The organism is Bradyrhizobium sp. LCT2, from assembly GCF_009931255.1.
GTDB lineage: Bacteria > Pseudomonadota > Alphaproteobacteria > Rhizobiales > Xanthobacteraceae > Bradyrhizobium > Bradyrhizobium diazoefficiens.
On sequence record NZ_CP034432.1, the window covers coordinates 4,120,267 to 4,139,449 of the forward strand.

Below are 19,183 nucleotides of genomic sequence, written 5' to 3' on the forward strand. Positions count from 1 at the left end.
CGCCGGCTAAGTCGGCGGGGCGCCGCTCCCCGTATCGATCTCGCTTTCCTTCACCACCGCCGCACCCACCACCTTCGTGCCCTCCAGCTCCCGCACGATCCGCTCATCGGGCCCCACGACACCGAGATCGAATTCGCGATCCGGCGTGACGAGGATCATGCGCTGGCCGACGATCACGACCACCGTCATGTTGCTGGTCTCGCCTTCGACCGCCCATGCGCGGATGTCGTCGGCGAAGGGCTGCTTGCGCCAGGCGTCGGGAAAGCCCGGGTCGGATCGGACTTCGATGCCATCCTCGGACGTGGTCAGGACCAGCTTCGACCGGCTCGGCTTCCAGCGCTCGTCGAGGAGATCGTTGACCAGCCACAGGCAGGCGAAGTTCTCACATTCGGCCGGCCGCTCGGCGTAGATCGCGCAGCCGCGGCCGGGCTTGCAATGCCGGCACCAGGCATTCGCGGGCTTGGCCAGCGCCTCGATGGCCATCACCTTGCAGCAGAGCGTGCAATCGCCGCAGGTGCGTTTGATGGAAGAGATCATGCGCGCATTCCCGGCACGTCCAATCGCGCACAATTTAAGCGAGGCGGCCGCGAAAATCAGCCGCTTTGGAGCAAAAGCTCACTATATGCAGCAAAACGGCCCGGAAACGCTGCATGTAGTAGGTCGGACCGCCGGTAAGCTTATTCGCGATGTCGCCAAAGCCATGCGTCATAGGCATGGTGATTTGCCCGCGCTTGGCGTAAAGAGCGTCCAAATCAAATCACCACGCGTGCGGCCGGACCATTTGCCGAGCACGCAGCTTCAGGTCGCGCGGCTCGACGTTCCGCGCCTGGACCAACCAAGGTTTATCCCGTGTCATTCCCGACCATGAGTCCGCCGCTCGCCCGAGCTTTGGCCGAGCGCAACTACGACCGTCCGACCCTCGTTCAGCTCGCCGTGCTCACCGAGGAGGCCGCAGGCCGCGACCTCCTGGTCTCGGCCCAGACCGGCTCCGGCAAGACCCTCGCTTACGGACTGGCCCTGGCCAAGGATCTGCTTGATGGCATCGAGCGGTTCGAGCGGGCGGGCGCGCCGCTCGCCCTGATCGTGGCGCCGACCCGCGAGCTTGCCTTGCAGGTTCAGCGCGAACTGGCCTGGCTGTACGAGCATGCTGACGGGCGCGTCGTCTCCTGTGTCGGCGGCATGGATCCGCGGCGCGAGCAGCGCGAGCTGGCCGCCGGCGCGCACATCGTCGTCGGCACGCCGGGCCGGCTGTGCGATCATTTGCGCCGCGGCCGTCTCGACATCTCCGAATTGAAGGCCGTCGTCCTCGACGAGGCCGACGAGATGCTCAATCTCGGCTTTCGCGAGGACATGGAGTTCATCCTCGAGACCACGCCGGAGACGCGCCGCACCCTGTTGTTCTCGGCGACCTTTCCGCGCGGCATCGTCGCGCTGGCCAAGCAGTATCAGCAGCAGGCGTTCCGGATCGAAGTCGCGGGCGACGAAGGCGGTCACGCCGATATCGAGTATCGCGCGATCCGGATCGCTCCCGCCGATGTCGAGCACGCGGTGGTCAACGTGCTGCGCTTCTTCGAGGCGCCGAGCGCCCTGGTGTTCTGCAGCACGCGCGATGCCGTCCGGCATTTGCAGGCGGCACTGCTGGAGCGCGGCTTCTCCGTCGTCGCGCTATCGGGCGAATTGACGCAGAACGAGCGGACCCTGGCGCTCCAGTCGCTTAGGGACGGGCGTGCCCGCGTCTGCGTGGCAACCGACGTCGCCGCCCGCGGCATCGACTTGCCGAGCCTCGACCTCGTCATCCAGGCCGATCTGCCCAACGACGCCGAAGTCATGCAGCATCGCTCGGGCCGTACCGGCCGTGCGGGGCGAAAGGGCACGAGTGTCCTGCTGGTGCCGCCCGCACGGCGGCGGCGTGCGGAGCTGCTGCTCAATCTCTCAGGCATCGACGCGGTCTGGGGAACGGCACCCCAGGCGGACGAGATCCGCAAGCTCGATCACGAGCGCATGAAGGACGTGCTCTTCACCGAGGAGACGACCGCCGACGATCTGGTGCTGGCGCAGGCGCTATTGGCCGAACGGTCGCCCGAGGATATCGCCGCGGCGCTGGCGCGGCTCTATCGCGCGCGGCTCCCGTCGCCCGAAGACATCATCGATCCCGGCGAGCGGGCTGGCCGGCCGCGTGACGATCGCGGTCGCGACAATGTCCGGGCCCAGGGCGGCGATGATCGCCCCGAAAGAGTCCGCCCCAAATCGGGGAAATCGTCGCCGAAGCACGGCATGGCGGAGGGCAGCGTCTGGTTCCGGGCCAACATCGGACGAAGGAAGAATGCGGAGGCACGCTGGCTGTTGCCGATGATTTGCCGTCGTGGCGGCATCGACAAGAGCGACATCGGCGCCATCAAGATCATGGACACGACGACCGAGTTCGAAATTTCCGAGCGGGTCGCGGACTCCTTCGCTGCCAAGATCAAGCGTCCGGACAAGGAAGATAATATCCGCCTCGAACCGATGGCGGATGCGCCGCAGCGGCAAGCGCCTTCGGAAGAGCGGTCAAAGCCGCCTCGGCGCGAGAGCGGCGACAGTGATCATCGTGAACGTCGCGACGATCGCCCGCGCGAGGCGGGATTCAAGCCGCGCAGCAAGGCTTTCGGCGAGCGCGGGCCGAAATTCGACGATGCTTCTGCTTTCGGGAAGAAAAAGAAGCATAAGAACAAGCCCGGCCACGCCGGACAGCCGCCTGCGGTCACTGCGTGGCCTGTGAAGGGCGCGCCCGGAAAGAAGGCAAAGAAGAAGCATCGGGGCTGAAGTACCCCGCGTGTCCTGGCCCGAACGAATGAACGCCGCTGGCACGAACCAGCGGCGTTCCCGCAAGATCGGGTGGGCTTAGCGGCCGCCGCCGCCACCACCGCCGCCGCCTCCGCCACCACCACCGCCGCCGGCATCACGCATAGCCGAATTGTAGCGAGGGTCGGTCTGCTTCATGTAGATCGGCGAGGTATCGTGAGTGAGGCGAACGACGCGCCGTCCGGCCTGCTGCTGCGGCACTTCGACAAAGCCGGCGCAGCCCTCGAAGAAGGCCGTGTCGCAGCCATAGGTCCGCAACTGCACCGCGTTGGCGCTGGTCGCCGTGAACGCGGTCGCCGCAACGCATGCAATGAAAGCAACTTTCGACAATGAGAGTCTCATGAAATTCTCCAGCCTCGGGTCGGCGAGACCGGAACGGCTCGCACGAACCTTCGACGGAATCTGATCGAAACCGGTTCGAGCCGGTGGCTTCACGCCCGCGTGAGCGGGGAATCGGACGGCGAGCTCATGTGCCGGCGCTCGACGGCTCCGTGAGATCGCGGAGCATGTAGGTCGCGCTGGCGCCGTAGGATTCGAGCTTTGCGCGCAGCTCCGCATCCGCCGTAACGGGCCGAAAGCCGAAACGTTCCCACAGCGGTCGCGTGGCGTAGACCGAGACCAGGGCGAGGGTCGCGATGCCCGACGCGCGCGCCAGGTTCTCGATCGTTTCGACATAGGCACGCGCTATGCCGCCACGATGATCCGGCAGCACGGCGACGTCGTGCACATAGAGGCAATCCGCGTCATCGGGCAGGCGTTCGAGGAATCCGTCGAGCGGCGGAATCCGGGACCGCCGCCAGGGATGCGAGAGTCCGTAGCCGGCGATCTCGTCGTCCGCTATGAGCACACGGCAGCCATCAGGATAGAGCCGCATCTTCTCCGCGAACACCTCGAGGCGTTCAGGCAGACCAGGATGGATGCGCGCTGCGATCGCGCCGATCGCGGGCAGGTCGGAGGCGTGCGCGGGACGCCAATGCAGCTTGCTCATGTCGGTCCGTCTCACTCATTCCAGTTTATTCCGGCGCAATGATGCGTGCAGCGAAAAATTTCTTTGCCGCGCTCAAAGGAATACGACGGCTCGCGCGGCGTCCTACCCATGCAAGCCAATTGCATGACAGGAGAGATCATGACGACATCCCCGATCCGCCTTGCGCTCACGCTCGCCGTGTCGCTCGCAATCATTCCCGCCGCGTTCGCCGCGCCGCCGACGAAAACCGGCAAGACCGACAAGGGCAGCGTGCTCACTGACGCCAAGGGCATGACGCTCTACACCTTCGACAAGGACGCGGACGGCAAGTCGGCCTGCAACGGTCCGTGTGCGACGAACTGGCCGGTGCTGAAGGCCGAGGCCAGCGATGCCGCCGGCGACGGCTACACCATCATCACGCGCGACGACGGCTCCAGGCAATGGGCCTACAAGGGCAAGCCGCTCTATACTTTCGCCAAAGATACCAAGCCCGGCGACATCGCCGGCGACGGTTTCCTCAACGGCGCCTGGCATCTGGCGATGCCGTGAGCGATTGACAGCACGGGCCGGGGATCGCCGTGGCACGCGATGTCCGGCCCGATAGCGCAGGCGGCGTGTCGCGCGACGGACTCTATCGCGCCGGGGGAGGGCTGGCGGCCGCTTCCGGCAGTTCCGGCGTCGCGTCCTTGGGGTCGTACCAGCTTGCCGCGTCCGAGCGCCAGATGTGAGCGCGCGCGGGGCCCGCGACCGGCGTATCCAGGCATCCCATGCGCAACAGCACGTTCGGCTGCGCGATCCGTTCCGCCATGATGTGCGAGCCGCAGCGGGTGCAGAAGCGGCGGAATTTGCCGGGCGAGGACTCGAACGCGGCGAGCAGCTCGTCGCCGCGCACCCACCGGAACGCCGCGCGCGGCACCGGCATCACGCTGGAAAACGCCGAGCCGTGCGTCTTGCGGCAGGTCTGGCAATGGCAATGCACGAAGGGCGCGGGCTCCGCATCCACTTCATACGCAACGGCGCCGCATAGGCAACTTCCGGTCAGCATGCTCTTCCCATAGATCAAATCCTTTTGGAGCGCACAGCTTAGCCGCGCGGGCCGCGCCGGTGAAGCTGTCAAAACGAACTCGCCAGCCCGGGCGCGAAGTGCAATGATGGCGCGGAGCACGCGCAAGTTCGCCTGCATGCCTTGCAATCGGCGGATTCATCGCCATTTCGAGATGACACCCAGCAAAAAGGCATTTCGAATGAAATTCCGTGTCGGATTCGAAATGCTCTACGATTTCCCGCAACCGACTCCGATGATCATGGTGCTGGGCACGCATTTCACGCGCGCCTCCGATGTCATCGTGCCGGACTTCCTGACCACCACGCCTGCGGTCGAGATCACGCCCTATCGGGACATGTTCGGCAATTGGTGCAGCCGCATGGTCGCGCCGGCCGGTCGCATGCGCCTTGCAGCAGATGGCGTTGTTCGCGACAGCGGCCTGCCGGATCCCGTGGTTGCGTCGGCGGTTCAGCACAGGATCGAAGAGCTGCCTTCCGATACGCTGGTTTATCTGCTCGGCAGCCGCTACTGCGAGACCGACCGGCTCTCGGAGATCGCCTGGAAGCTGTTCGAGAAGACGCCTCCGGGGTGGGCGCGGGTGCAGGCGATCTGCGATTTCGTTCACGGCCACATCGCTTTCGGCTACGAGCATGCGCGCGCGACCAAGACGGCGTGGGAGGCATACCAGGAGGGCAAGGGCGTCTGCCGCGACTATGCCCACCTCGCCATTGCGTTCTGCCGCTGCATGAACATTCCCGCACGGTATTGTACCGGCTATCTGAGCGACGTCGGCACGCCGCAGCCTTGGGCGGTGGGCGATTTCGCCGGCTGGTTCGAGGCCTTCATCGGCGGGCGCTGGCACACTTTCGACCCGCGCAACAACGTGCCGCGGCAGGGCCGCGTCCTGATCGCTCAGGGGCGCGATGCCTGCGACGTTCCGATCACGCAGACCTTCGGCCCGAACGAGCTGGTCAGCTTCAAGGTCTGGACCGACGAGATCGCATGATGCTCGGTCATTTCCATTCGCCGGCGAGCTTGGCTCACGCAGCCGGCGCCGGCACCAGTCCGTAGCGCAGCATTGTCTCTTTCATCTTCACGGGATCGGGTGGCGCGCCGGCCGACAGGAGCGCTGCCATCTCGGTGAAATATTGCGGTCCCAGCACCCCGGGGCTCAGGATGCACAAGCATGTCGCAGGCCCCGTCGAACGGTTGGTAAAGCCGTGCACGATGCCGCGCTTGATGAAGACTGAGGCTCCGGGGCCAACATCGGTCTGCTGGCCGTCGATCGTCCAGGTCGAGACGCCGGACAGCCCGTAGATCGTTTCGTCCCAGCGGTCGTGATAGTGCGGGATCGGCATCCGCGCATTCGGCTGCAACGTCATTTCGAAGATGTCGACGCTGCCGCCGGTGTCGTCCTTGCTGTGCAGGAAGCGGAGCTCGAGCGTACCGAAATTGATGATGTCGGGCATGGCTGCTTCGTCCAGGTGAGAGAGGCTGCATCGAGATTGTGGCGCTCGCTCGCGTCGAAACGAAATCTACCGCAGCCCTTCATACACCATCAGCCCGCGTAGACCGGCCAATTTGTCGCACAGGGTCCGTTGCAGGCCAACTTGCCGGCTGCGCAGGCGGTAGAACATTCCGGCTCAAACGGCTCCGGGGATCGACGCCTCTGAATAGCTCGCCGGCGCTGATCTGAAGTTGGCGCATGCAATTGCCGCAACTTTAAGGGCGCAGGATTCTCGCTGCGCCGCTTCGTCGCAATATTCGAATAAATTCAAAGCGAGAGTCCGAAAGCGAACCGAAGCGTCGATTGTCGTCGGCCATAGTTGGCTCCGGCAGGGGGCGAGAGCGGAATATCCGCAGCAGCATCCCTCCATCGTGAAAGTAGGGGCAGTGGCGTCCCGTTGCAGCACGCACCTGGACGCGTCGGGGAGTCTTCAATCCATCATCTAGTTTCGCTTGAAAGGATGAAAGCCCGTGAGTGATGCCGATATGAAAGTCGAGACGAAAGCCGCTCCGCTGAATGGGACGGCGAACGGAAATACAAAGCTCAAGTTCGACATGCCGTTTTTCAACATCCAGGCGATCTTCGGCGATCTCGCCGCGCCGGCCGCGACACGGGCCAAGGCAAATTTCGAGCAGATGAAGGTGACGTCCGAGGAGATTACCGCGGCACTCTGCGACGCCTGTTCGACCAGTGCCAAGCGTTCCGCCGATTACGGCACCAAGGTCATCGAAATATCCAACGCCAATACCAGCTCCGCGCTGGAATTCTTCTCCCAGCTTGCGGATGCGAGGTCGTTTGCGGACCTCGTGAACCTCTCCACCGCCCACGGTCGCAAGACCTTTGAAGCGGCTTCCGCCCAGAATCGGGAGCTTTGGGATCTGGCCCAGAAGGTCGCGACCGAGGCGGCCGAGCCGATCAAGAACAGCTTCAACCGGGTTCTGCATAGGGCTGCTTGAATCGAAGCTACTGGCCACGTGGATCGGCTGGACGAGCGTCTTCGCGAGAAGAGACGCCGTCCAGCCGATGGCGGCCAGCCTCGCCGTGAGGTGATGCCAAGCTGGAGGGAAATCAGGGATGGGTATGGTGATGATCAAGTGCCCGGAAACGGGGAGCGCTATTCCGACAGGCATCGAGGTGGATAGCGACAAGTTTCGCTGCAGCGCGGTCTTTTTCTCGCGCACCTATTGCCGGATGTGCGCGGCGACGCACGAGTGGTTCGCCAGGGAGGCCTGGGTCTACGAGTCGGTCTTGGCGAACGGGAAGTCCGGGGGCGGGCAGCCATTCCGCGCCGGCGCGGCGTGAAGGAGCCTTACCGCATCCTGCGACACGATCCGATCGATCCTGCGGCTCATCACCTTGTAGCATTCGCAAGCGACGACCTCGAGCCGTTGCCTGTCGATCTCGAGCTGGCCGCGCCGATTGGATTTGATGGCCCTTGATGCTCGCAGTGCGCTCACGACGTGCGTGACCGTGGTGCGCCGGACGCCGAGCAGTTCCGACAGCGTCTCCTGGGTCAGGGGCAGGATGTCACCGCCATCCGTCCGGTCGTGAATGTGAAGCAGCCAGCGGGCGAGGCGCGCTTCGACGGAGTGCAGCGCGTTGCAGGCCGCGACGTGCAGGAATTGCGTCATCATCGCCCTGGTGACAATCTGAACCGCGTTTGCGATGGCGGGACTGCGTTCGAGCGCCGCTTGAAATCGCGCGGGTGAGATCTGCAGTGCGGTCCCGGCCACGCGGACAACCGCCGTCAGGGGAGATCGGACGGGGCCGAGCGCCGTCATGAGTCCGACGGCGCCGTCGTTGCCGATCACCGCGGTTGCGGCCGTCTGTCCGTTCGGCAACTCCATGATGAGGGCGATCGCGCCGCTGCAGGGGAAGTAAAGGTGCTCGATCCGGTCGCCCGATCGAACGAGCACTGCGTCGTGCAGGAGCGGTACTTTCCGTAAATGCGGTGCAAGCAAAGCGAAGTCGGCCGGCGGTAACGCAGCTAACAGGCGATTACCAACTCTTGTCGCGCGCTCCATCACGGGAGTAGCCCCTCGACGGAGGCTCGGCGGCGGGCGAAAGCATCGTCACCGGCCGAGCCGCGTTGCCGCGCCGACACTTGCCACGGCAAGTGGACAAACGCACTTCGGCAGGTAAGGTTCCAATAACGGATCGCGCGCCGCGCGCCGACGCGGTCTGACCTTCAATCGACTCGCGCGCTGAAAACTTGGTCGGCCGTTTGCAAAGACTGCGCGCGCGACACGAGGGCTGCTCCTACCGCAACCCCTCATACACCATCAGTCCGCGTGCGATCTGCAATTTGCGGATGGCGCGCGGCAGTAGCTTCTCCGGCTGGTGCAGATAGCGCCAGGAGGTGAGGGTGAACGGGCCAAGCGCGCCGCATTCGTCGTCGAAGGGGGCGAGCACGCCGGTCACGCTCACGGGGGTGTGCGGGCGGGCGTTGAAAGGCAGCAGCAACAGTTCGAGATGCGCCTTGCTGCCGTCCTCGCGCGCGGCGGTGACGCCGGCGATGGCGCCGAGCGTCTCGTCGGCGACGACAGTCGTGATCTCCCCGATCTCGCTGCGGCTGGCCTCAGTGAACAGCGCCGCAAAGCTCTGGTCCTTGAGGTCGAGCCCGGCGAGCGCACAGACGCGCGTGCCGGCGACGCGGAACGGAAACCCGAGGTTTTGTTCGCAGGACAGCACGAAGATGTCACCGAGCAGGCCGCGGACTGCGGCCGGGTCGATGTCGGCCCGGTCGGGGGCCCGCGCAGCGCCGCGCTTCTTGTCCCAATACGCGAAGAATGCGCGGCTCGACGGATGTTTCATGACTGAACGCTTACCCCGGGACCACACCATGTGGGACAGACCTGTCCCGCTTCAGTGCACCCGCGATCCCTTCTGTTGTTGTGCAGGAGGGGATTTGCAGCGTCCATGCCGCAGGGGCGTTTTCACGCCTGTTAAGCCGGTCTTTGCGTTGTTAACGTTAAATTAACTATGCGCTTTGCGTGTCCCGCAGCCCTGCTATGGTGACCGCGGTCGCAAGCCTCGCCGCTTTTCTCCAGGTTCTCGGCGGGGCCTGTACACAGGCGTCAAACAGTTTGGTCACGGGCCGCGGGGAGGGGTGGGGATACACCTTAATCCCTGGGGGTACCGGAAGTCCGACACGGACAGGCAGGGCTTTCCCAGGGCCCTGCCTTTTCCTTTTTCAGGCACACTCTCTCGTGCCCCGGACGCAGCGCAGGCCGTTTCGTTTGCTCGCGAGGATATAGACGAAGAAGGCGGTTTGCATGGGCGTGAGGCAGATCGTTGCAGCTACCTAAAGTTGTGCAATTCGAACCCGCTGCCAATCTGGCTCCCGGCTCGGCGGCGCGTCACTTCGTGCCGCACCTTGTCCGGGACACGAGATCGGTCCGGATCGCTAAGGCTCCGTGTCCCGGACGCAGGGCAGCGCCTTAGCGATGCACTGCTGAGCCGGGACCCAGTGCCTCGCTCGGTTCGAGACGAGCCCTCTTCACGATTTCCTTTTGTGCACTTGCGCGAGGCCGGCAAAGGCGACTATCTCCAAGCGTATCGCTCCGATTGCGCCTGAAAGCGAAGCCGCCTTGGATTCCCCGCAAGATTCGCACGATGCTCAGCCGGACGTGCCGGCCCTTGTTGAGGCGGCTCCGCGCGAGCCGATCCTGACGCTGCCGTTCGCGCTGACCGCCTATATCGTCCTGCTGGCGCTGATCCATCTGCGGGTGCTGCTGCCGCCGGAACTGGAGAACTGGACCATCGACGTCTTCGGCTTCATCCCGAAGCGCTACGATTCCTCGCTGCTCAATCTGCAGATCCCGGGCGGCGCCGGCGCCAAGGTCTGGAGCTTCGTCACCTATTCGCTGCTGCACGCCAATCTGACCCATCTCGGCTTCAACGTGCTGTGGCTGCTGCCGTTCGGCAGCGCGCTGGCGCGGCGTTTTGGCGCGATCAGGTTCTTCCTCTTTCTCGCGGTGACGGCGGCGGCCGGCGCGCTCGCCCATCTCGTCACCCATGAGCATGCGGTGGCGCCGATGATCGGCGCTTCGGCCTCGGTGTCGGGCGCGATGGCGGCGGCGATCCGCTTTGCCTTCGTCCGCGGCAGCTTCCTGTCGTTCAGCCGTTCGGACGCCGATACCGCCGCAAAGGTTCCAGCCCTACCGCTGTCGCGCGCGCTGCGCGACGGGCGGGTGGTCGGCTTCCTCGCGGTGTGGTTCGGCGTCAACATCATCTTCGGCGTCGGCGCGATCGGGGTCGATGCCGAGACCACGAGCGTCGCCTGGCAGGCGCATATCGGCGGCTTCTTCGCCGGCCTGTTGCTGTTCGCGCTGTTCGATCCGGTACCGCGCGTGCGAAGCGATGCTGCGGATGCGTCATCACAGGACGTTTCAGACCGTATTTGAAGCGGCGCTTGCGGCGCGGCCCGAATTCATCCATCATTCGCGTGAAGAATGTTCCGAAGCGACAAGCGGGTAGCGGCTTTGCTTCGTAAAGCGCCTGAGCGTGAAACCGGCGCTAAAACTGTTAGTTGAAGACTCGAGGAACTAGTCCCGACTGCCAAAAGGCGGACGGCTCCGATTCAGGGAGGCGACAATGACGGTACGTTCCATTCTCAACACCAAGGGCCACCAGATCATGAGCGTCGAGCCCGACGCCAAGCTGGCCGCCGCGATAAAGCTGCTCGGTGAGAAGAAGATCGGTGCGGTGCTGGTGATGAACCAGAGCCGGCTGGAAGGCATCCTGTCCGAGCGCGACATCGTGCGCGTGATCGGCGAGCGCGGCGCCGGCGCGCTGGACGAGCCGGTCTCCCAGGTCATGACCCGCAAGGTCGTGACCTGCAAGGAGACCGACACGGTCGCCGAGCTCATGGAGACGATGACGACAGGCAAGTTCCGCCATCTGCCGGTGATCGACAACGGCAAGGTCGTCGGCCTGATCTCGATCGGCGACATCGTCAAGCGCCGCGTCCAGGAATACGAGTCCGAGCAGGAAGCTCTGCGCGACTACATCAAGACGGCCTGACCGCCGTCACTCGCCGGCTTTGGGCGCCGCGCCCTCGGGCGGCGGCGCCAGCGCGTGGATCGCCTCCTGGATCGAGTCCAGCGCACGCTCGGCGGCGCGGGTGCCCAATGCGATGAGATCGTCGGTGCGGTGGAAGTCGAACCAGCCGAACTGGCCGACCCGCGGCGTGATCAGCAGGTCCGGAGGATCGCCGGCGAGGCGGGCGCGGGTGATGCGGTCCTGCATGATGTTGAAGGCATCGACCATCACCGAGGAGAGGCCGGGCCGGTCCCCGCCGCCGAAGAACTCGCGCTTCACCGTCTTCTCAGGCGAGAAGAATCTCGGGAAGCGCCGTTTTGGCGTCGTCTCTTCGGCCGCAGGTGCGGCCGGTCCGGGTGCCGCGCCGTGCGAATAGACCGTCGTCGAATAGGTGAAGATGTCGCTGGAAAGATTTGCAGCGATGACGATTTCAGCGCCGAGCGCCCGGGCGGCGGAGACCGGCACCGGATTCACCAGCGCGCCGTCGACCAGCCAGCGATCGCCGATCAGCACGGGTGAGAAGATGCCGGGCAGGGCGTAGGAGGCGCGCATCGCGTCGACCACGCGGCCGCGTGTCAGCCAGATCTCGTGGCCGGTGCGAACCTCGGTCGCGACGGCGGCGAACTTGATCGGAAGGTCCTCGATCAAGGTCTGGCCGCACGCTGCCTCGAGCCGGGTCGCCAGCTTCTCGCCGCCGATCAGACCGGAGCCGTTGAGGCGGATGTCCAGATAACCAAGGATGTTGCGCATGCCTTGCAGACCGCGGCCCCATTCCTCCAGCGTATCGAGCTTGCCGGACGCGTAGAGGCCGCCGACCACGGCGCCAATCGAGGTGCCGACCACGACATCGGGCACGATACCGTTGGCGAGCAGGGTCCTGATGATGCCGATGTGGGCGAAGCCGCGCGCTGCGCCGCCGCCAAGGGCAAGGCCAATGACCGGCCGGCGGATGCTGCCGAGGCCGATCTTCTCGCTGTTCGAGCCATTCGCGCCGCGGCCCTTCAATCTGTCCAGCACCAAAACTCTCCTACGCGTGGCCAGCCGCACCACCAGACTAGGCATAGCACCTGCTCTGCGCCAGAACCGGGGCGAAGCATGGTTTATGCCGCTTTGGAAAGGGCACTGGGCAGGAGTATGGCGAGGGGCGGTTGCCTGCTGTCTAATCACGCAGGCGTCAACCAGGTTCCATCAAACCGTGGCGGGGCCGTATTTCCTGGGGTTTCAGAGGCTTGAATTTGCCGCGTTTTCGGTGAAAAGCAGGTGGCATGACTATCGGGGGTGACGGCATCATCGGATGGCGGCGCAGCGTATCGCTGCTGCCGGCGCTGATCCTTGCCGCGTGCCTCGTCATCCTGGGGCAAGGTGTTGCCCAGGCGCAGCTTTTCTCCGATCGGCCGCCGCCGGTGCCCCCCGCATCGGTGCCCGACCCCGGCGGCGCCGTCAGCCTGGCGCCGCCCTCCGGGCCGGGGGCGGCTCCCCCCAGCCTGCCGCCGACCCTGACCCAGCCGATTTCCCCCAGCATGCCGCCACCCGCGGTCACGACCGTGCCGCCGGCCGCGCCGCTCAATGCGGCGGCGCCGGGACAGGGTGTGCTGTCGCTGACCGCGAAATACGGCAAGGACTCGGCCCCGATCACCAGCGGCCTGGTCTGGCGTGTCTTCGCCGACCGTCCCGACGAGAACGGCACGTTCAAGCTGATCCGGGAGGACCGCAACGCGACGCCCAACATCGTGCTGCCGCCCGGCAATTACGTTGTGCACGTCGCCTTCGGGCTCGTCAGCGCGGTGCGCACCGTCAGCCTGAAGGCCGAGACCGACCGCGAATCCTTCGTGCTGCCGGCAGGCGGCCTGCGCATCGAAGGCCGCGTCGGCACCAGCCGCATCCCGCAGAACCAGATCTCGTTCGCGATCTACAAGGGCAGCCAGTTCGAGTCCGGCGAGCGCGCCTCGCTGGTGCCGAACGTCGCGGCCGGCGACGTCGTGCTGCTGCCGGAGGGCACCTACTACATCATCTCCAACTATGGCGATGCCAACTCGGTGGTGCGCTCGGACATTCGCGTCCAGGCCGGCAAGCTCACAGACGTCACCATCACCCATCGCGCCGCAGTCATCACGCTCAAGCTCGTCAGCGACAGGGGCGGCGAGGCCCTCGCCAACACCGCCTGGTCGGTGTTGACCCCCGGCGGCGACGTCATCAAGGAGTCGATCGGCGCCTTCCCGCGCGTCGTGCTCTCCGAAGGCGAATACCGCGCCATCGCCAAGAACGAGGGCAAGGTCTACGAGCGCGGCTTCAACGTCGTCAACGGCGTCGACGGCGAAGTGGAAGTCGTCGCGCGCTAGTTAGCCCGACCGGTGCGGCGACTTCGCCTCTCCCCGCTTGCGGGGAGAGCACACCGTCTGCGCGGCCGCTCACTTCCGATACCTCAACGCCTCCACCAGCACGGCAAACGCTGGCGTCGGCTGCCGCCGGCTCGGGTAATAAAGGTGATAGCCCGCGAACGGCGCGCACCAGTCGGCGAGCACGCGGATCAGCCGCCCGTCGGCGATCTCCCGCTTCACCAGATCTTCCGGAATATAGGCAAGACCAAGCCCCGCCAGCGCGGCATTCATCCTGAGCAGGCCGGTGTTGAACACGAGCTGGCCGTCGACCCGCACCTTCATGGCGTGGCCGCGCTTCTCGAACTCCCAGGCATAGAGCCCACCATAGGTCGGCAGGCGGAGGTTGATGCAGTTGTGCTCGGTGAGATCCTGCGGCCGCTTCGGCTTGCCCCGTGCGGTGAAATAGGCAGGTGAGCCCACGACCGCCATGCGCATCTCCGGCCCGATCCGCACCGCGATCATGTCCTTGGCGACCTGCTCGCCGAGCCGCACGCCGGCATCGTAACGCTCGGCGACGATGTCGGTGAGGCCGTAGTCGACGACGAGCTCGACCTTGATATCTGGATACCGCGGCAACAGCCTGGCGAGCGTCGGCCACAGGATGGTCTGTGCCGCGTGCTCGCCGGTGGTGATCCGGACGGTGCCGGCCGGCGTCTCGCGCAGCGCGGTCAGCGCCGACAGCTCCGCGTCGATCTCCGCAAAGCGCGGTCCGATATTGCGCAGCAGGCGCTCGCCGGCTTCCGTCGGTGCGACGCTGCGGGTGGTGCGGGTGAGCAGCCGCAGGCCGAGCCGCTCCTCCAGCGCGCGCACGGTGTGGCTGAGCGCGGATTGCGACACGCCGAGCTGGGCGGCCGCGCGGGTGAAGCTGCGCTCGCGGGCGACCGCGAGGAAGGCGAGGAGGTCGTTGACGTTGGTGCGGGCCATTCATGAATCCGGATCATGAGTACATGCCGGTTTTATCACCTAATCGCAGGCTCGCGCGCGACCTAAATTCGCAGCCGAACGTGATTTCAAGGAGAGCTGCGATGCGGATGCGTAAACTGGGCAAGAGTGGTCTGGAGGTCTCGGCGCTTGGCCTCGGCTGCATGGGACTGAGCTACGGCTATGGTCCGGCGACGGAGACCTCGCAGGCGATCGCGCTGATCAGGACCGCCTTCGAGCGCGGCGTGACCTTCTTCGACACCGCCGAGGCCTACGGCCCCTTCGTCAACGAGGAGCTTTTGGGCGAGGCGCTGGCGCCATTCCGCGACAAGGTCGTGATCGCCACCAAGTTCGGCTTCAAGGGCGGCAAGGTCGAAGACGGGCTCGACAGCCGGCCCGCCAACGTCAAGGCGGTGGCGGAGGCCGCCTTGAAGCGGCTGAAGACCGACCGCATCGACCTGTTCTATCAGCACCGCGTCGATCCCGACGTGCCGGTCGAGGACACCGCGGGCGCGGTGAAGGACCTGATCCGCGACGGCAAGGTCCTGCATTTCGGCATGTCGGAGGCGGGCGCGCAGACGATCCGCCGCGCCCATGCGGTGCAGCCCGTGACCGCATTGCAAAGCGAATATTCGCTGTGGTGGCGCGAGCCGGAGCAGGAGATCCTGCCGACGCTGGAAGAGCTCGGCATCGGCTTCGTTCCCTTCAGCCCGCTCGGCAAGGGCTTCCTGACCGGCGCGATCACCGAGAGCACGACGTTCGACAAGAGCGACTTCCGCAACATCGTACCGCGCTTCTCATCCAGCGCACGAAAATCGAACCAGACGCTGGTCGATCTGCTCGGCGAGATCGCAACAGCGAAGAAAGTGACGCCGGCGCAGATCGCGCTCGCCTGGTTGCTGGCGCAGAAGCCGTGGATCGTGCCGATCCCCGGCACCACCAAGCTGCACCGGCTCGAGGAGAATGTCGGCGCGGCTGCGGTGACGCTGTCGGATGCGGATCTCGCTGCCATCGCGGCCGTGCTGGCCAAGGTGGCGGTGCAGGGCGATCGCTATCCAGCGCATCTCCAGGCGCGAGTCGGCCGCTGACATCGTGCATGAACGCCCGGTGAGCGTTCGCTTACCGGGCGTCCTCGTCCTGTGTTCTGATTTGAATACCTCTGTCAGCGCTATCAGGCGCCCGAGCGGCCGCAAAACACCGCAAACATCGGCTTATTCCACGGGCGTCGCGACTTCGTCACAGCCGGTGCAAGATACGCATTTCCGATAATCAATTTTATTCTCTTTCCATCCTGCTGCGTTATATGTCGGGCATCCGTCTAATGGGGGAGGCCGGAGCAGGCGTGCGCGCTTGCGAGACCGGCAGGAGCAGGGACCAAGCCCGTCGGTATGTTCGAAGTGATCCTCACCAGGCGTAAGCGGTTTGGCTGGCGATGGCAGGTGTGCGACCAGTCCGGCAAGGTGTTTGCCGACGGCTTCGAGCGCACCCGGCCGTCCGCCAAATATCATGGCGAGCGCGCATTGTTCTTCCTGTTGTCGCAGGCCTATTTGCGCAACCGCTCGGCCGCGTCCAGCGAGGACTAGCGCGACCGTCGTTCCGTGGCCCGGACACGCGCGCTCCATCCGGGCTACGAGCCCGACCTCAGACGTCAACGACCAGCTTGCCCTTCGCAGCACGATCCCTGATCAGTGCGTAGGCGTCGCCAACGCTCTCCAGCGTGAAGTGCCTTGCATCGAGCAGGGGCACGAGCTTGCCGGCCTCCACCAGGCGTGTTGCCTCGCTCATGATCTCCCCGTGATGCGCGCGACCTTCGCCTGTCAGCAGCGGCAGCAGTGTGAACACGCCGGAATAGGTGGCAGCGCGGAACGACAGCGGTGCCAGCGCATGCGTGCCCCAGCCGAGCGCGCTCACGACATGACCGAAGCGGCGCACGGCTGCGAAGGAGGCATCGAGCACCTTGCCGCCAACGGTGTCGTAGACGATGTCGAAGCCGCGCCCGCCGGCGTGCTGCGCAACGTAAGTCTCAACCGCGATGTCGCGGTCGATGAAGACGGCGCCAAAGCCCTCTATCGTGGCGCGCTGCGACGCTGAGCCCGTCGCGAACACGTTTCCTCCGAACGCATGCGCGATCTGGATCGCGACATGGCCGACGCCGCCCGCACCGCCATGGATCAACACCTTCTGGCCGGCCTTCAGCGAGGCGCGGTCGATCAGGCCTTCCCAGGCCGTGATGAAGATCAGGGGCAGGGCGGCCGCCTCGCGCATGCTGAGATTGGCGGGCTTGGTTGCCAGCAGATCGGCATCGACGCTCGCGAATTCGGCGAGCGATCCCGGCACACCACCGACGCCTCCGGTCATGCCGTAGACCTCGTCGCCCGGCTTGAATCGCGTGACGTCGCGCCCGGTGCGTTCGATGACGCCGGCGAGATCAAGGCCGAGAATAGCAGGCAATGGATGGCGCGCATGCGCCGCCGCGCCGGCATGGATCTTGGTGTCGAGCGGATTGATCCCGCTCGCGCGCACCCGGACCAGCACCTGATTGGTGCCAAGCTCCGGCGTGGAAATCTGTGAGACGCGCGGCGGTGCGTTGTACGCCTCCAGGACGCTTGCGCGCATGGTCGAGTGTCCAGTCATGATCGTCTTGCTCCGTTGTCGGCCTCCAATATGCCCATTATTTTTTGCATGGAAAGAAACGAAGATGTACGGTTGTCGTGCATTTATGTATGGGATGGTTTTGATGGACTGGAGCGATCTGCGCATCTTCCTCGCGATTGCCCGCGAGGGTACGCTCGGCGCTGCCGCGCGAAAGATCGGTCAGACCCAGCCGACGATGGGCCGGCGGCTTCGCGCGCTCGAGACGGCGCTTGGCCAGACACTGTTCCAGCGCACCGCCGACGGCTTTGTCCTCACCGACGAGGGCACCGCCGTGCTGCGGCATGCCGAGCGGATCGAGGAGGAGGCGCTCGCATTGGAGCGGCATGCGACCGGCGCGAAGACGCAGCTCGACGGCTTGCTGCGCCTCTCGTCGTCGGACTGGTTCGGGACGGTGATGCTCTCGCCGGTGATCGCGGCCTTCGGCAAGCGTCACCCCAAGGTGACTGTCGAGCTCCTGACCGACGCGCGCCTCTACAGCCTGCCGCGCCGCGAGGCCGATCTCGTCTTCCGCATCAAGCCGTTCAGTGAACCCGAGGTGATCTCGCGAAAGCTGCTTCACATTCCCTACGCGCTTTACGACAAGAAGGGCAGCAAGCCGCCGCGCGCCGGCGACGGCAGCGGCGTCCGCGTCGTCACCATGAACGCAGAATTCGCCGACATGCCCGATGCAGTGTGGCTGAAGCGCGTGCTGCCGAGGGCGGAAATCGCCTCGCGCAGCAATAACCGCCAGGCGCAGGCCGAACTCTGCGCCGGCGGCGGTGGATTGGCCGTGCTGCCGCGTCCGCTCGGCGACCGCGACCGCCGCCTCGTCGCGCTCGACATCGGCTCGACGCCGCCCGGTCGCGACACCTTCGTCGGCTATCACCGCGACCTCAAGCGCCTTGGCCGCCTGCGCGCGATGCTCGACCTTGTGATCGAGCGGCTGGCGGGGTGATGGTCTCGTAGCCAGGGTGAGCGAAGCGATACCCGGGACCGGTGGTGATCGAGAATCCCGGATGTCGCTTAGCTCGCCCGGGCTACGAGACCTTGCGTTGCCCGTCGGGCAAGACACGCAAGATGCCGGTCAACGCGCCTTGTCGAAAATATTCCACTTTACCGAAATTCGGAAACGGCGTATGTGTCGCCTCACTCCGGCCCAAGGAAGAGGGGCGTATCGCGATCGTCACGAACGCGGGCCGGGCGGCGGTGGACGCAAGTTGCATCGGCGCGAAGGGTTTCGCAGGGCGGGCAACCGTGAGCGAGGACGTCGCGCGCACGACCGGTGTGATCGGCGTACGGCCAAATCGTGTCGTCCTGGCGCCCGGGGTCTGTGCGCCAAGTTCTGCGGTGATGTGTGCGGCCCGACCGGACCGCGCGCGTCAGCCATCCGCAGGGCGACGGGGGCAATAGTGCATCGCTCCCCGGGGAGAGCACGACATAAGCCGTTCCAACCACTGCGCAGGGAAGGCCGGGATGTCTCCGGTTGCCCTGTTACCCGCTGTGCATCGTAGCGCAATCTGCATCTCGCATGGCGGTCGATGGGAGCCAACCGGCTCCCGGCCTTCCCTGCGCCCTCTTTCATCTGAGGGCGACGTGACGAAGCAAAGCTCGGGCGAGATGAGCCGCGAGAGGGTGAAGGTGTGTCTGCGATGGGAATGCGAGTTGAAAGAGCGACGTTGTCACCCACACTCCGTCATTGCGAGCGCAGCGAAGCAATCCAGAATCCCTCCGCGGTGACAGTCTGGATTGCTTCGCTGCGCTCGCAATGACGGTGGTGATGCAGTTTGTACACACCTCTCCAATGTCGTCCTGGCGAAAGCCAGGACCCATTACCCCGGTCGGCGTTG

21 protein-coding genes are annotated in these 19,183 nt (G+C 65.3%); 11 read left to right on the forward strand and 10 right to left on the reverse strand.

From position 1 onward, the window contains the following. Positions 1 to 6 precede the first annotated feature (6 nt). Positions 7 to 483: a hypothetical protein gene (locus EI171_RS19755; protein ID WP_246740586.1), complete on the reverse strand. Its 477-nt coding sequence runs from the start codon at positions 481 to 483 to the stop codon at positions 7 to 9. Between EI171_RS19755 and EI171_RS19760 the strand changes: the two genes are divergently transcribed. Further along, positions 476 to 868 (forward strand): hypothetical protein, encoded by a 393-nt coding sequence (locus tag EI171_RS19760; RefSeq protein ID WP_202633247.1) that lies wholly within the window; start codon positions 476 to 478, stop codon positions 866 to 868. The genes EI171_RS19755 and EI171_RS19760 overlap by 8 nt on opposite strands. After that, positions 865 to 2,802, forward strand: coding sequence for a DEAD/DEAH box helicase (locus EI171_RS19765; RefSeq protein ID WP_161537042.1), 1,938 nt, complete (start codon positions 865 to 867; stop codon positions 2,800 to 2,802). Before EI171_RS19760 ends, EI171_RS19765 begins: the two co-directional genes overlap by 4 nt. A gap of 78 nt (positions 2,803 to 2,880) precedes the next feature. On the opposite strand, the gene EI171_RS19770 is transcribed toward EI171_RS19765, so the two are convergent. Both EI171_RS19770 and EI171_RS19775 read right to left on the reverse strand, forming a co-directional pair. Continuing rightward, the gene (locus tag EI171_RS19770; RefSeq protein ID WP_038967893.1) at positions 2,881 to 3,183 is read right to left on the reverse strand and encodes a hypothetical protein; all 303 of its coding nucleotides are present in this window, start codon (positions 3,181 to 3,183) and stop codon (positions 2,881 to 2,883) included. 124 nt (positions 3,184 to 3,307) lie between these two features. Further along, positions 3,308 to 3,829: a GNAT family N-acetyltransferase gene (locus tag EI171_RS19775; RefSeq protein WP_161534459.1), complete on the reverse strand. Its 522-nt coding sequence runs from the start codon at positions 3,827 to 3,829 to the stop codon at positions 3,308 to 3,310. A 138-nt stretch (positions 3,830 to 3,967) separates the two neighbouring features. On the opposite strand from EI171_RS19775, the gene EI171_RS19780 reads away from it, so the two are divergent. Next, positions 3,968 to 4,357: a hypothetical protein gene (locus tag EI171_RS19780; protein WP_161534460.1), complete on the forward strand. Its 390-nt coding sequence runs from the start codon at positions 3,968 to 3,970 to the stop codon at positions 4,355 to 4,357. An 82-nt stretch (positions 4,358 to 4,439) separates the two neighbouring features. Here EI171_RS19780 and EI171_RS19785 read toward each other — a convergent pair whose 3' ends face one another. Continuing rightward, the gene (locus EI171_RS19785; RefSeq protein WP_025575720.1) at positions 4,440 to 4,853 is read right to left on the reverse strand and encodes a GFA family protein; all 414 of its coding nucleotides are present in this window, start codon (positions 4,851 to 4,853) and stop codon (positions 4,440 to 4,442) included. A gap of 199 nt (positions 4,854 to 5,052) precedes the next feature. On the opposite strand from EI171_RS19785, the gene EI171_RS19790 reads away from it, so the two are divergent. Further along, positions 5,053 to 5,859, forward strand: a complete 807-nt coding sequence (locus EI171_RS19790; protein WP_011088305.1) for a transglutaminase family protein — start codon at positions 5,053 to 5,055, stop codon at positions 5,857 to 5,859. A 34-nt stretch (positions 5,860 to 5,893) separates the two neighbouring features. Here the strand turns inward: EI171_RS19790 and EI171_RS19795 are convergent, their stop codons facing one another. Continuing rightward, positions 5,894 to 6,322 carry a cupin domain-containing protein gene (locus tag EI171_RS19795; protein ID WP_161534462.1) on the reverse strand — a complete coding sequence of 143 codons (429 nt, stop codon included), beginning with the start codon at positions 6,320 to 6,322 and terminating at the stop codon, positions 5,894 to 5,896. 508 nt (positions 6,323 to 6,830) lie between these two features. On the opposite strand from EI171_RS19795, the gene EI171_RS19800 reads away from it, so the two are divergent. Beyond that, the gene (locus tag EI171_RS19800; protein ID WP_161534463.1) at positions 6,831 to 7,316 is read left to right on the forward strand and encodes a phasin; all 486 of its coding nucleotides are present in this window, start codon (positions 6,831 to 6,833) and stop codon (positions 7,314 to 7,316) included. 279 nt (positions 7,317 to 7,595) lie between these two features. Here the strand turns inward: EI171_RS19800 and EI171_RS19805 are convergent, their stop codons facing one another. Together EI171_RS19805 and EI171_RS19810 are read right to left on the reverse strand one after the other, a co-directional pair. Continuing rightward, the gene (locus tag EI171_RS19805) at positions 7,596 to 8,387 is read right to left on the reverse strand and encodes a Crp/Fnr family transcriptional regulator (protein WP_011088302.1); all 792 of its coding nucleotides are present in this window, start codon (positions 8,385 to 8,387) and stop codon (positions 7,596 to 7,598) included. 232 nt (positions 8,388 to 8,619) lie between these two features. Continuing rightward, on the reverse strand, positions 8,620 to 9,174 hold the full coding sequence (locus EI171_RS19810; protein WP_028175850.1) for a PAS domain-containing protein: 555 nt from the start codon (positions 9,172 to 9,174) through the stop codon (positions 8,620 to 8,622). 776 nt (positions 9,175 to 9,950) lie between these two features. Between EI171_RS19810 and EI171_RS19815 the strand changes: the two genes are divergently transcribed. Further along, positions 9,951 to 10,766 (forward strand): rhomboid family intramembrane serine protease, encoded by an 816-nt coding sequence (locus EI171_RS19815; RefSeq protein ID WP_060908042.1) that lies wholly within the window; start codon positions 9,951 to 9,953, stop codon positions 10,764 to 10,766. A 190-nt stretch (positions 10,767 to 10,956) separates the two neighbouring features. Then, positions 10,957 to 11,385, forward strand: coding sequence for a CBS domain-containing protein (locus EI171_RS19820; RefSeq protein ID WP_011088299.1), 429 nt, complete (start codon positions 10,957 to 10,959; stop codon positions 11,383 to 11,385). A gap of 6 nt (positions 11,386 to 11,391) precedes the next feature. Here EI171_RS19820 and EI171_RS19825 read toward each other — a convergent pair whose 3' ends face one another. Further along, positions 11,392 to 12,420, reverse strand: a complete 1,029-nt coding sequence (locus EI171_RS19825; protein WP_028175852.1) for a patatin-like phospholipase family protein — start codon at positions 12,418 to 12,420, stop codon at positions 11,392 to 11,394. Positions 12,421 to 12,668: 248 nt separating this feature from the next. Between EI171_RS19825 and EI171_RS19830 the strand changes: the two genes are divergently transcribed. Beyond that, the gene (locus EI171_RS19830) at positions 12,669 to 13,742 is read left to right on the forward strand and encodes a hypothetical protein (RefSeq protein ID WP_011088297.1); all 1,074 of its coding nucleotides are present in this window, start codon (positions 12,669 to 12,671) and stop codon (positions 13,740 to 13,742) included. Positions 13,743 to 13,811: 69 nt separating this feature from the next. Here the strand turns inward: EI171_RS19830 and EI171_RS19835 are convergent, their stop codons facing one another. Further along, positions 13,812 to 14,705, reverse strand: coding sequence for a LysR family transcriptional regulator (locus EI171_RS19835; protein WP_011088296.1), 894 nt, complete (start codon positions 14,703 to 14,705; stop codon positions 13,812 to 13,814). Between the two features lie 101 nt (positions 14,706 to 14,806). Between EI171_RS19835 and EI171_RS19840 the strand changes: the two genes are divergently transcribed. Both EI171_RS19840 and EI171_RS19845 read left to right on the forward strand, forming a co-directional pair. Next, complete coding sequence (locus EI171_RS19840) at positions 14,807 to 15,790, forward strand: aldo/keto reductase (protein ID WP_011088295.1); 984 nt, start codon at positions 14,807 to 14,809, stop codon at positions 15,788 to 15,790. Positions 15,791 to 16,090: 300 nt separating this feature from the next. After that, a complete protein-coding gene (locus tag EI171_RS19845; RefSeq protein WP_161534464.1) occupies positions 16,091 to 16,285 on the forward strand; it encodes a hypothetical protein in 195 nt (64 codons plus the stop codon). 58 nt (positions 16,286 to 16,343) lie between these two features. On the opposite strand, the gene EI171_RS19850 is transcribed toward EI171_RS19845, so the two are convergent. Next, positions 16,344 to 17,318 (reverse strand): zinc-dependent alcohol dehydrogenase family protein, encoded by a 975-nt coding sequence (locus EI171_RS19850; protein WP_161534465.1) that lies wholly within the window; start codon positions 17,316 to 17,318, stop codon positions 16,344 to 16,346. Positions 17,319 to 17,439: 121 nt separating this feature from the next. On the opposite strand from EI171_RS19850, the gene EI171_RS19855 reads away from it, so the two are divergent. Continuing rightward, positions 17,440 to 18,291, forward strand: coding sequence for a LysR family transcriptional regulator (locus tag EI171_RS19855; protein ID WP_161534466.1), 852 nt, complete (start codon positions 17,440 to 17,442; stop codon positions 18,289 to 18,291). Positions 18,292 to 19,183 lie beyond the last annotated feature (892 nt).